Annotated in this window: 13 protein-coding genes and 1 riboswitch; of the genes, 1 reads left to right on the top strand and 12 read right to left on the bottom strand. The window is 31.7% G+C overall.

Translation table 11 applies throughout. From position 1 onward, the window contains the following. Window positions 1-51 precede the first annotated feature (51 nt). From VIM70_RS07430 to VIM70_RS07400, 7 genes are all read right to left on the bottom strand, one after another. Window positions 52-717: a cobalt-factor II C(20)-methyltransferase gene (locus VIM70_RS07430; RefSeq protein ID WP_331945111.1), complete on the bottom strand. Its 666-nt coding sequence runs from the start codon at window positions 715-717 to the stop codon at window positions 52-54. 76 nt (window positions 718-793) lie between these two features. After that, window positions 794-1399 (bottom strand): precorrin-6y C5,15-methyltransferase (decarboxylating) subunit CbiE, encoded by a 606-nt coding sequence (cbiE, locus tag VIM70_RS07425; protein ID WP_331945110.1) that lies wholly within the window; start codon window positions 1397-1399, stop codon window positions 794-796. Between the two features lie 99 nt (window positions 1400-1498). After that, window positions 1499-2581 (bottom strand): cobalt-precorrin-5B (C(1))-methyltransferase CbiD, encoded by a 1083-nt coding sequence (gene cbiD / locus VIM70_RS07420; protein WP_331945109.1) that lies wholly within the window; start codon window positions 2579-2581, stop codon window positions 1499-1501. Between the two features lie 70 nt (window positions 2582-2651). Next, complete coding sequence (locus VIM70_RS07415; RefSeq protein ID WP_331945108.1) at window positions 2652-3278, bottom strand: precorrin-8X methylmutase; 627 nt, start codon at window positions 3276-3278, stop codon at window positions 2652-2654. Window positions 3279-3429: 151 nt separating this feature from the next. Then, the gene (locus tag VIM70_RS07410; protein WP_331945107.1) at window positions 3430-4830 is read right to left on the bottom strand and encodes a cobyrinate a,c-diamide synthase; all 1401 of its coding nucleotides are present in this window, start codon (window positions 4828-4830) and stop codon (window positions 3430-3432) included. A 111-nt stretch (window positions 4831-4941) separates the two neighbouring features. Continuing rightward, window positions 4942-6054 (bottom strand): histidinol-phosphate transaminase, encoded by a 1113-nt coding sequence (locus VIM70_RS07405; protein ID WP_331945106.1) that lies wholly within the window; start codon window positions 6052-6054, stop codon window positions 4942-4944. A gap of 85 nt (window positions 6055-6139) precedes the next feature. Then, window positions 6140-6973 carry a sirohydrochlorin cobaltochelatase gene (locus VIM70_RS07400; protein WP_331945105.1) on the bottom strand — a complete coding sequence of 278 codons (834 nt, stop codon included), beginning with the start codon at window positions 6971-6973 and terminating at the stop codon, window positions 6140-6142. A 158-nt stretch (window positions 6974-7131) separates the two neighbouring features. Continuing rightward, window positions 7132-7260: riboswitch (cobalamin riboswitch) on the bottom strand. 202 nt (window positions 7261-7462) lie between these two features. Between VIM70_RS07400 and VIM70_RS07395 the strand changes: the two genes are divergently transcribed. Beyond that, entirely contained in the window at window positions 7463-8386 is a 924-nt protein-coding gene (locus VIM70_RS07395) for a transposase (protein WP_331945104.1), read from the top strand. A 238-nt stretch (window positions 8387-8624) separates the two neighbouring features. Here VIM70_RS07395 and cobS read toward each other — a convergent pair whose 3' ends face one another. From cobS to VIM70_RS07370, 5 genes are all read right to left on the bottom strand, one after another. Then, complete coding sequence (cobS, locus tag VIM70_RS07390; protein ID WP_331945149.1) at window positions 8625-9377, bottom strand: adenosylcobinamide-GDP ribazoletransferase; 753 nt, start codon at window positions 9375-9377, stop codon at window positions 8625-8627. Between the two features lie 59 nt (window positions 9378-9436). Further along, window positions 9437-9985: a bifunctional adenosylcobinamide kinase/adenosylcobinamide-phosphate guanylyltransferase gene (gene cobU / locus VIM70_RS07385; protein WP_331945103.1), complete on the bottom strand. Its 549-nt coding sequence runs from the start codon at window positions 9983-9985 to the stop codon at window positions 9437-9439. 11 nt (window positions 9986-9996) lie between these two features. After that, on the bottom strand, window positions 9997-10584 hold the full coding sequence (gene cobC, locus VIM70_RS07380) for an alpha-ribazole phosphatase (RefSeq protein ID WP_331945102.1): 588 nt from the start codon (window positions 10582-10584) through the stop codon (window positions 9997-9999). Window positions 10585-10603: 19 nt separating this feature from the next. After that, window positions 10604-11686 (bottom strand): nicotinate-nucleotide--dimethylbenzimidazole phosphoribosyltransferase, encoded by a 1083-nt coding sequence (cobT, locus tag VIM70_RS07375; RefSeq protein ID WP_331945101.1) that lies wholly within the window; start codon window positions 11684-11686, stop codon window positions 10604-10606. Between the two features lie 376 nt (window positions 11687-12062). Further along, complete coding sequence (locus tag VIM70_RS07370; RefSeq protein WP_331945100.1) at window positions 12063-12305, bottom strand: DUF3892 domain-containing protein; 243 nt, start codon at window positions 12303-12305, stop codon at window positions 12063-12065. Window positions 12306-12388: the final 83 nt, after the last annotated feature.

The following is a 12388-nucleotide window of genomic DNA, read 5'->3' as shown; positions in this document are numbered from 1 at the left end:
TACCTGTTTCAGCTTGATTCTTATAAGTTGATACCCGTCCCCAACTTATCCTTATTCTTTCTTAGCAATTATTAAACTCATATATTCTTTATTTTTCAATATATCTTCGCGATTTCTTAGAACTTCTTGTCCTTCTCTACCTGCTTTTTTAACATATACATATTTATAACCCTTTGCTTCAAGGCAATCTAATACCTCTTCTTCTACTTTATAAACTTTCATAATTACTAAGAATTTTTCATCCTTTATAGTATCAAGCCTAGATGCTGGAAGTATTAAAAGTGGTTCGTTCCCAATTACTAAATACTCATTAGCAATGCTAGCCGCTGCACAAAATGATGTTATTCCAGGAACTGTTTCAACTTCGTATCCGCTTTCCTTTATATAATTCATAAGATAAATGTATGTACTATAAACAAATGGATCCCCTATAGTTAAGAAAGCCACATCTTTCCCAGCTTTTAGCTTTTCTTCAATAGCTTTAAATGCTTCATATATTTTAGATTCCTGTTCTGCTCCCCCCATAGGGAAATGTTTAACTAACACCTCTGAATCCTTATTAATATATTCTTCTGCTATTTCATGGGCTATACTTTTCCCACCATTCATAGCACTTGGAACTACTATTACATCACATTTTCCAATAGTTTTTATTGCTTTCAATGTAAGTAATTCCTTATCTCCAGGTCCTACCCCTACACCATATAATTTCGCCATGTTTAATCCTCCATATCTAATTAGTCACAAACAAATTCATGTTACTGAGTCTCTAGTTTATTTTGTATTTGCCTACTTAATTTATATTTTCTATAACAACCACACTAAGATTTTCAAAAACCTTATCCTTAATTTCTTCAACTGTACCTTTTATTATTTTTTCATCCTTATATGATAATTCTTCTCCCACATATACCGTAGCTTTAATATTATTATCAAAGAGTTTTCTGCATAAAGCTTGTGGTGAGTTATTTTTATCCGTAAGCCACACAGATATTTCATATTCTCGAACAATTTTTATAAAATCTTCCTGCCTTCCATGCATACTACCTAAATGGGCATTTTGCCATGGTTTTTTGAGCTTACACATTAAGTATTGAAAAGAGCTAATACCAGGTACTATCTCTATTTCACCTTTGAAATTATTATTTATATAATTTGTTATACCATAAAAACATGGATCACCTGATGCTATTATGGCGATATCTTTATCTATGTTTTCTGTTATATAATCCATAATATCCTTTAACGTTTTCACTATTATCTTTTCAACATTGATTTTAGGTATACTCTTCACAGCTCTTTCAAATCCTATGATTACATCAACTTTTTCCATAGTTTCTATTGCCAAGGAAATAATATATTTAGGGCTACCAGGCCCAATTCCCACTATATAAACCATATACTTTGCTCACTTTCATAATTTTATTATTTGTCTAATAGTTGTTAACCGTCCCAGCTTATTTGTTTAGTTCAAGCATTAGTTGTTAACCGTCCCAGCTTATTCTTTCCTGGTGTCCCACAGAATTCCCTTATTCATAGAAAACATAACTACTTCTGCTGGAATTGTTTCATAAGTATACTGGAATAATCTTTTCTTTATCTTATTTGCAATATTTTCATATATATCATTATAATCGTCACCTAATAACTTTATTGCTCCCTCAGTAGTTTTTTCCTTATATACCTTATTTACAATGTCAGTAGGTGCTCCCATTAATGCTAACTCTAAAGCTATAACTTCAAGCCTCACATCACATACTCTGCTGTGAGTTTGAAAACATCCCGCTGCTATTTTGCAAGCCTTTCCTATATGCCCTACCAGCACAATCTTTTCTACTTTTTTCTCCATGCAACTGTTAAGTGCAAAACCTATATAGTTTGAAATCATTACTATATTATCAGCTTTAAGTCCCATCTTCTTTGCCATATCTTCTCCCATATTACCAAAAACTAGGGTGAGATTTTTGTGGCCTGCAGCAACCTTTTGACATATTTCTAAATGAATAGATTCTGTGAGAGCTTCCTCTGACATCGGTGTCACAATGCCAGTAGTTCCGAGTATTGATATACCACCCTCAATTCCTAATCTAGGATTAAATGTTTTCTTGGCTACCTCTTCCCCCTTGGGTACAAATATAGTTATTGTAACCCCGGCCTCTTTCGGGAGCACCTCTTTTACTTCTTTCTCTATCATTTTTCTAGGTACTGGATTTATTGCCCATTCACCTTTAGGTACGTACAATCCTTCTCCTCTAACTATTCCGACGCCTTTTCCACCTTTTAAAGTATATCCTGATTCTGATTTCTCAGCCCTTGCCCAGATTTCCATACCATTAGTTGCATCAGGGTCGTCTCCAGCATCTTTTATAATGCAGCATTCAACATAGTTTTCTCCCATTACTACCTTATATATTGGAAGTAATAATTCTATACCTTTTGGGGTGTCTATCCTTATTTCATCTATTTCATTATCGTAAAACAAAATTTGCGTTGCCGCTTTTGCTGCCCCCGCTGCGCAAGATCCAGTTGTATATCCACATCTAAGCTTTTTACCATTAAAATTAATATATAAATCAAGCATAGTTATTTACCTCCTGATAAGTTTCTTATTTATTTTAAATACCTAATAACTATGAAACTCCAGTTGTGTGCTAACTTCTATCTACTATCATATACATCAGTGCATTTAAAATAGATGCAGCCACTGTGCTTCCACCTTTTCTTCCTCGCACAACAATCATTGGAAGGTCCAATTTTTCAATTTCTTTCTTTGATTCTGCAGCTCCAACAAATCCAATAGGTGCTGCCAATATAAATTTAGCATTACATTTTCCTTGTTCAATTAGTTCCTTCAATCTAAATAAAGCTGTAGGTGCATTACCAAATATGAAGAATTCCACTCCATCCTCTACTGCTTTCTCAACTGCGGCCATAGAACGTGTTATCTGCCTTGCCTTTGCTATCTCTGCCACCTTTTCATCACTTACATAACATACTGCTTGACAATTTAAATCTTTAAGAGCTTTTTTATTTATACCTGCCAATGCCATTTTTGTATCAGTATATATAGTCGTTCCTTTTTTAAGTAACTCTACAGCTGCGTCTATTGCTCCATCCCTAATATAAACTATGTTTTTATAATCAAAATCTGCAGTAGTATGTATTACTCTTTTTATTATTGAAAGCTCTCTATCTGAAAAATTATGTTCTCCCATTTCTTCTCCAATAATTTCAAAACTTTTCTTTTCTATATCCATAGGAATTTTTATATAATCCATAATTTAATCTCCTTTTTTTAATTAAGTGGGAATTAAGCGGGGACGGTTAACAACTAATTGACCTAATTAGCCTAAGTCGGGTTGGGACGGTTAACAATTAATTAGACTAGAATAAGCTGGGGACAGGTAACAACTAATCAACCTAAATGCCCTATTTAAAAATTGCCCCGAACCATTGTAAGTTTCCAAAAAAGTGTACATGTCCATATACCGCTATAGTATTTCTTTTAATATATCCACATAACCAATTTTTCTGGCTCCCGTCATAAACCTCTTTAGAAAGCTTAAATACCTTTATTTCTGGTAAATTAACAAAGGATTTATGAAACTCATGACAATTTATACTGATATTTTTGGGTAAAATATTATTTTCTATCTCTGTTTTTATTTTTGCATATCCAAAATTCTGAAGTTTTTTAGTTAAGGTATAATACCCATTGAAAAAACCAACGGTATTATGATCTAATTGATCTTCCTCCTGTTGATTTTCCCCAAGAGTTGTTTGTTCTGATAGTCTTCCACCTAATGCTCTATCCCCTAATGGTTTTTCCACTAAAGTTTTTTCTCCTAAAGTAAGGTACATCAAGCCTCCACATTCCGCATAACAGTGAAGTCCATTTTCAAGAGCTTTATTTATACTATAAAGCATTGATTTATTTTTACTTAGTTCCTCTATAAATACTTCAGGGTAACCCCCACCTAGATAAAGGAAGTCAATATTACTAGGCAGTTCTTTATCAGCAATTGGGCTAAAGTATATAACATCGCCCATTTCCCCTAGAAGTTCTAAATTTTCTTTATAATAAAAACTAAAAGCTTTGTCATAGGCTACAGCCATTCTTTTTCCCTTATTCTCAATATGAAAATTATCATCATACTTTTCACTTTCCTTAAACTGTTCTAATAATAATTCCATATCCAAATGTTTTTCTAATAGCAAAGCGCATATTTCAATTTTTCCCTCTAAGTCTTCTATTTCACTACTTTGAATTAGCCCTAAATGCCTGCTTTTTAAACTTAATCTCTCATCTTTCGGAAGATAACCTAAAACCTCCACATTACAATTTTTATTAATTGCCGCCTTAAGCAACCTATAATAACTTTCTGTTATGTTGTTTAGTATTATGCCTTTTATCAAAGCGTCTTTAAAATTTACAATCCCATTTATTTCTGCACAAAAGGTTGCTACTTGGGCCTTTGGGGATAATACAAGTATTATAGGCAAATCTAGAACCTTTGATATGTGATATGTAGAATAGGATGTATCTATCCCTTTTCCATCATATAAACCCATAACGCCTTCAACTACTGCTAGATCTCCGCATCCTCTAGAAAAGCTAGCCTTAACCCCATCCTCTCCCATAAGAAACAAGTCCAAATTCCTTGAATCTTTACCTGTTATCTTTGTATGAAAAGCTGAGTCTATATAATCAGGGCCAACTTTATACCCCTGTACATCGAAGCCTCTATTTTTTAATGCTTTCATAATTCCCAGTGTTACTGTTGTTTTACCGCCACCACTGGAATTTGAAGCTATAACTATGCTTTTCATTTATATTCACATCCTTTTGTGGAGTAGCATCTATAAGTTCAATTAATTGTTAACCGTCCCTCGGGCTTTGATTTACTTAAGTTTAATTAATTGTTAACTGTCCCTCATGTTTTAGCTCTCAACTCTAAGATTTTCAAAAGCCGCTATCAATTTTTCATTTCTAACACTATCCTTAATAGCTAGTCTTATATACTGATTATCCAGTCCCCTAAAATTTTCTACTTTTCTTATTACAAAACCTTGAGCTAGGCATAGTTTGTACAATTCCTCTGAGGTCAGTCCTTTTTCAAGAGCAGATCCACTTAATTTGCACAATACATAATTTCCATAGGTTAAAAATACTTTTTCTATAAATGAAATATTTTTCAATGACTTTAGGAATCTTGGCCTTTCGCAACTTATCCATTCTTTGCTTTTTTTAATGTATTCCTCATCCTTTAACACATGGCATGCGGCAAGTTCTGCAAAACAATTTATGTTCCAAGGATTTTGTTTTTCTTTTATATTCTTTACCAAATTAGCATTACTACTTATTCCATATCCAAATCTTATGCCAGGCATTGCAAAGAATTTAGTTAAAGCTCTTATTATAAATAAACATTTGTAAGTTTTTACTTTAGATGAGAAACTATGTAACGTATCTCCTGTAAATTCTATAAACGCCTCATCTATTATTATTACTTTCCCATTACTCTCACAATATTCAAGAATTCTTTGAAACTGTGCTTTATCTATAATATTGCCATTAGGATTATTAGGATTGCCTATTATAAGGCCTTCTACCTTTTTCAATTTATTTAGAATGTCTTCATAATCAAGGATAAGTTCATCGTATTCATGGTTTAATAAACCGGTCTCATTAATTTTCTCTTTTAAATATGAATACTCTATATTACAATTCCACTTTTTAGCATTAATTTCATACTCTACAAATGACGGTACCACAATTAATAAACTTTTATAACAAGATATAACTAAATCAATTATTTCTGCTGCACCATTCCCTAAAACAAAATACCCTTCAGGACAATCAGTGTATTTTTTTAAGGCTTTTAATACATCCCTATATTGAATATCTGGATACCTTGTTAAAGCACTTACAGCCTTACCAATGTTATCACTGAAGCTTTTAGGCACCCCCAATGGATTTATGTTGGAGCTATAATCTATTAATTCTCGTCCCTCAAGCAATCCATTAGTATAAACATCTCCACCATGTATCATTGAATACCTTCCTCTCTACTTCGAACTTCGGTCCACCTGTAATTTAGTCTACTTAAACTAGGATCCACCAGTATTATTCAGATTTTTAAAGACCCTTATGCGTTTTTCCTACATTCTTAAATTTTTCATTAATTACATCATGAATATGTTGTATATAAATATCTTGAACGCCTATATTTTCGCCTAACCCATGCAGATATATATTAACTTTAAAACCTTCTGCCTCTAAAATGCTTTTCCATGAGTCTTCCGTGTCTCCTGCCATGTCATTTTTGGCGTGATCTCCTGCTACTAAAAGTAGTGGCATTAAGGTAACTTCTTTGCTTCCCTGAGCTTTAACATTAGGTATCACTCTATCTAAAGTTGGGTATCCCTCAACTGTTGCTACATGAACATTAATAAATCCTCTATCTCTTAAAACACTTTCAAAGCAGCAATATACTGCATTTGCAATATGATTTGTACCATGTCCCATTAAAATTACTGTGTCGTTTTGTGGCAACTGATTTGACAGAGAGTCTAACATTATTGAATAATCATCTGGCACGCCATCCTCTTCTCCCTTAAAACATATAAGAGGTCTTCCTACCACAATACTTTCAAATGTTTTAGCTTTTTTATATTGATTTACTACATTATTTACATAATCGAATTCCACACCAGGAATAACATGCAAAGGCTGAACTATTACTTCGTTATACCCTTCATTTTGTAACTTTTCCAAAGCTTCCTCTGGAGTATCTATATGAATATTATCCCTGTTTTTAAGCACTTTAAGAACAATATGGGATGTAAATGCTCTTCTTATATCATAATCCGCAAAGGTATGTTTTATTTTTTCTTCTATTTTATCAATAGTTACTTTTCTTGCATCTTCATATGTTGATCCAAAACTTACAACTAAAATTGCCTTCTTCATTTGTTTTCCACCTTATCTATTATTTTAAAATTTAGAACAATCTCTGTTAGTAATATATTTTCAAAAAACAAAAAAATAGTCAACTTAAGATAGCGACTACTTTTTAATTAATTCATAATTAAATTAACTACATTAAAAAGTTCTTTCCCTCCGAAAGCTTTGTTAACATCATTTAGGCAGGTCTCCTGGCTTTTGATTTCTCAATTACAGTAGCGGGGGCTGCTGCGGATTTAAACCGCATTCCCTTTTCACCTAATATTCTAGGCACCTAAAATTCTATTCTATTGTACTATTAGTTTATTATAATTATGTGGCGGTGTCAATATTTTAAAAAATGGAGGGAGGTTAAAAAGGGTTAAGAGGGTGGTAAGAGGGTGGGACGGTTAACGACTAATTGAACTATTAACTCAAAAAAAAGAAGTATATGAATATCATCCCACTCCACAGGGAATAATTTAAAGAATAGTTTATAAGGAGAGGTGATTATCTGTGCCAAGAACAGCAAGAGTAAAAACAGATGAGTCTGTATTTCATATTATGTGCAAAAGTATCAGCGAAGTGCCTTTATTCAAGGATGATGAGGATAAGAAAAGGTATTTATTGCTTATAAAGAAATATAAGACTCTCCATAATTTTAAGATTTACGGGTACTGCCTAATGGATAACCATGCACATTTAATGGTTGATGCTAATGGTTCTGATATATCAAAAGTAATGCATGGAATAAATTTTTCTTATGCAATGTACTTTAATAGAAAATATAAAAGGCAAGGTCCTCTTTTTAAAGATAGATTTAAAAGCAAAATAGTTCACAATGATAGGTATTTAAAGACCTTATCTCTTTATTTGCACAATAATCCTACAGATATAATTGAATATAAAGATTGTCCTGAAAAATATGTTTTTTCTAGTCTATCAATATTTTTAGGTAAAACACAAGATTTATTTAACCTAGTAGATTATGTGTTTGTAATGAGTCTGTTTGGAAATACCCTTAAAAGTGCAAGGAAAACTTACTTTGGCCTTCTTTTTAGGGCTAATAAAGAAAAATCAAAAGAAGAAAATGAATTTAAAGATGACTTAGAAAATGGAAAAACAGAGTATAAAAGTGAAAGAAAGATACTGGTACGCAACTTTAAGCAAGAAGATATAATAGAATTTATAGCATTAAAAATGAATATATCAAAGCTTCAACTTTATACAAAGTACAGTAGAAAGTTTGTAATTGCAAAGGCTTTAACAGTTGTTTTAATGAGGAGTTTCTGCAATTTTAAATCAAGAGAGATATGCAGCACGCTTGGAAACATCACTCAGTCTAGGGTATCTAAATTAAGCACTATTGGTATAGACTTAATTGGAACAAATGAAGAGTATGAAAATATTATTGATGATTTTATTAAATGTTATGCTTAATAATAAATAATTCCTGTATCAGTGTAATTCATAAAATTTTTGAGTTTATAGAAATTATATTTAATTCATAAACAGTGGACAAGCCTCCCTATATAAGTTGTAATTAATTGTTAACCGTCCCAAACTTAAGCCAAGACAAAGCTAATTAATTGTTAACCGTCCCAAACTATGACAAAACAAAAGACATTAGTTATTAACCGTCCCAACTAATGCCCAGCTTAGCCCCTCAACCCTTAGCTTATTTCATTGCTATAAATAAAATCATTGTTAGAATTTCAACTAATTCATTATTAGCTCCCAAGCTATCACCTGTAAGCCCAGTGATTTTACTCTCACAAAACTTATTAAATAAGAAACTTAAACATAAACCTGCAATTATCAATATAACACTTTTATTAAATCCTATTAATGAGGTTCCAAGTATAATAGTAATAGTACCTGCAATTACTATCCTTTTTACATCAATATTTCCAATAAATATGTTACCTGAACCTGTTTCTTTAGCATTTTTTCCAATGAAAGATATAAAAACCACAGTAAATCTTGCAATTATTGGAGTTGCAATTAATATGAGTGGTAAATTCATTTCTATTATAGTGCTCACCGCAGCATAACGCGCTAACATGTCAAATACTATAGCAATAGTGGCATAGGTTCCTACTGAGCTGTCTTTCATAACTTCTATTATTTTATATTTGTCTCCTTTTAATGAAAAGAAGCCATCACATGTATCTCCAAGCCCATCCACATGTAATCCTCCAGTGATAACTATTGGTATAATAACTACAAATACCGCAGTAATATTCACTGGCAGCACTTTTATTAATATATAATAAACTAAAAATTGTATAATTCCTATAAATAATCCTACCACAGGGAAAAATATAGACCCACGCTTAAAGTTTTCTTTTTCACACTTTAAACTTTTATTTATAGGTATACGTGTGAAAAACTGAAAAAAAAGCAAAAAATCATTTAAATATTCTCTCATTTTATCTGCTTGCAAAGACTTATCCTTGCAAACCTCACCTCTTTCCTAAACAGTTATGTTTATTTTAATTTCAGTGGCAATCCACAACAAACTAGATATACCTCATCACTTTGACTTGCTAAAAATTGATTTACATATCCAGCTATATCCCTAAATATTCTACTAAGCTTACTCTCTGGAACAAGTCCAAGTCCTACTTCATTAGTTACCATAATTAAATTTTTATTAGTTTCTTTGGCTTTTAATATAAGTTTTTCAAACTGAATTTTTATATCATTAAATAAATCATCTACTTCTTCCATAGATATATTATCAAAATCTATTTTCTCCTTAAACATTAAGTTAGTTGTCATAATGGTAACACAATCAAGCAATATATTTTCTATATCATATTTTTCAATAGCTTTATCTAAATCAAAAAATCCTTCAAAAGTTGTCCATTTTGAATTTCTACTATCTATATGTTTTTTAATTCTATCTTCCATTTCCACGTCTGTAACTATTGCCGTGGCAATATATAAAACATCATCGACATTTTTGAAGAAACTTTCAGCAAAACTGCTTTTACCACTTCGACTTCCACCAGTTACTAAAGTTATTTTGCTCATACACTCGCCTCCTAGATATGCATAATGGAATCAATATATAAATTACCATATTCATATTTTATAACACTTATATCACCATTTTTACAACCAAATTTCCAAAATAAATCTATGTTTTCATTCATAATATAACAATATATAGCTCTTATTACTCCCGAATGAGCGCATATTAGAACATTCTCTTTTTCTAACTTTTTAATATGTTCCATAAAACTCTTCACGCGCTTACATAGATTAATATAACTTTCACCACTAGGTGGTACAAATTCCTTCCAATTATCCTTCCAACATTTACATTCCTCAGGATATAACTCTAGAATTTCCTCATAGGTTTTTCCTTCAAAATCTCCAAAATTAGTTTCATTTATTCTATTATCTTGAATAATTTCAATTTCCTTTTGCCCTAAAATTAATTTTGCCATTTCTAAAGTTCTTTTTTTATCACTAACATATATTTTATCAAGTATTATATCATTAAAGAAATCTTTAGCCCTATTTCCTTGACTTATGCCAATTTCATTTAGACTTATATCCAAATCACCATAATAAGAACCTTTTCTATTTTCCTCAGTCTGACCATGCCTTAATAAATATATATTCATAAATTATACCACCTATATTTTACCCCTCGGTAATCTCCCTTATATCAATATATTTTTCTCTGTCAAGTGCTGCATCTTCAAAGGTTCCCATATTATTCATTGTAAACAAAGCCGCCTCAATTATATTAAAAGCAAGGGGGCAACCTGATCCTTCACCGAGTCTCATATTTAAATTAAGCATAGGTTTTAATCCTATTTCCTTCATTATAAAAGCAGCTCCCGGTTCTGCAGATAAGTGAGATGCAAATATATACCCCATTACTAAAGGATTTAATTTATAAGCACAAAGCGCTGCAGCTGATGCTATAAAACCATCAATAACAATAGGAACTCTATTTTTAGCAGCTGACAAAAAGCAACCACACAATGCCGCAATATCGAATCCTCCAACTTTTGAAAGTACATCAATAACATCATTTTTGTCCGGATTATTTACTTCGATAGATTTTTTAATTACTCTTTTTTTATTAATAAATTGCTCCTCAGTTATTCCAGACCCTTTACCTACTGAATCTTCTACTTCTAGTCCAGAGAAAACACTTAAAATTGACGCACTTGTTGTAGTATTTCCAACACCCATTTCTCCTGTTCCAAATAAATCATATCCCTTAATAACTAAATCATCAATCATCTCAATTCCAACTTCTATAGCTTTAATTGTTTGCTCCCTAGTCATTGCAGGCCCTTTCATCATGTTCATTGTACCGTATGCAATTTTTCTATCTATAACTTTAGGATTGTTTAAATCAGCATCTACACCTACATCTACAACTGTAATATCACTTCCAGCAAATTTAGATAATACATATACGCCAGTTATTTTTTTAGTAAAATTATTAGTAACAGTAGCAGTTACACTTTTAGGGCAGTTAGACACATCCTCATCCACCACTCCGTTATCTCCACACATTATAACTACATTCTTTTTATTAATTTTATTATGTATCTCTCCAGTAATTCCTGCCATCTTAGCTATAATATTTTCTATTTCACCAAGACTTCCTATAGGTTTTGATAAACTATCGAGTCTATCCCATGCCTTTTTAATAGCTTCTTTATTTAGTGGCTTTATGTTATGTATGGTGTTTTCAAGAATTGTCATTGGTTTATCCCCCTGTTTATCTAATTAATTAATCGTCCTCATTGAGAAATAAAAATCATCACAACATAAGGATCTTATAATTTTCGATAATGTAAATTTAATTATGTACCTCTTTATAGTATTCCAAATAAATTTCTTTTTCAACAAAAATTCTCAACTTAATTTTACGGCAAAGATACTTTATTAGTTTAGCTCATTAGTTCTTACCTGTCCCCCCCTGGTTGTCCATTAGTTTATTAGTTGTTAACCGTCCCCACTCTTACCAACCCATTATCTCATTAGTTGTTAACCGTCCCCCATTAAATCCCCAACATCAGCTAACACAAAAAAACAGGAACAAATTAATGTCCCTGTTTTAATGTGATTACCTTTTTAGTTAATATATATCATTATCATCTATAACTGGTAGACTATCTAAGTTATTTGCTTTATCTCCATCAGGTAGACTTCTTAAAAAATCTTCACCTTTTTTTGAAGTTCCAATAGAAACTCCGCTTATATTCCCTTGTTTTGCAAGTAACACAGCTTGATCTTTTGAAATTATTTCTCCATTTTCAAGTTCGTAGGCTGTAATTTCTCCTTTATTGTCCTTTGCTACTCTGCTAATTACATGAGCCATAATAACACTACCTTTCTTACTATATTAATTGCATAAAAATATGCATTTTTACTGCTTAAATACTTTAGCAATATTAAATAGGT

The sequence above is a fragment of the Clostridium sp. genome, from assembly GCF_036569345.1.
Taxonomy (GTDB): Bacteria; Bacillota; Clostridia; order Clostridiales; family Clostridiaceae; genus Clostridium_AD.
The sequence above is the reverse complement of the archived record's forward strand: the minus strand, read 5'-3'. Positions and strand labels throughout refer to the sequence as shown.